The organism is Streptomyces sp. GbtcB7, assembly GCF_019091445.1.
In the GTDB taxonomy this organism is placed as follows: domain Bacteria; phylum Actinomycetota; class Actinomycetes; order Streptomycetales; family Streptomycetaceae; genus Streptomyces; species Streptomyces mirabilis.
On sequence record NZ_JAGXJM010000463.1, the window covers coordinates 1 to 248 of the forward strand.

A 248-nucleotide genomic window follows, 5' to 3' on the forward strand; every position below is an offset into this window, starting at 1 on the left:
GTCGACCCGGTTGTCAGTGGCGGGTGCTTTTCTTGAGTCACCGGTCCACGCGATGCGGTCGCCTCCGATGACGACGGCCGCGTCCTGGATCAGACCAAGGGGGGACCCGTCGCCGAGGGAGGGATCGTTGGTGACCAGACTGGCGATGTTGGTGATGACGGTGGTCGTGCCGGTGGTGCTGCACATGGCGTCCTCGTGGGGGCGGAGTTCGGCGGTCGTCTCTAGGCGCGCAGGGCTTCGACTGCCTG

The 248-nt window shown here is 66.9% G+C and carries 1 pseudogene; it reads right to left on the reverse strand.

Annotation, left to right across the window (positions count from 1 at the left end):
- A pseudogene (locus KVT44_RS56505) lies at window positions 1-186 on the reverse strand (imidazolonepropionase); the annotation flags it as partial.
- Window positions 187-248: the final 62 nt, after the last annotated feature.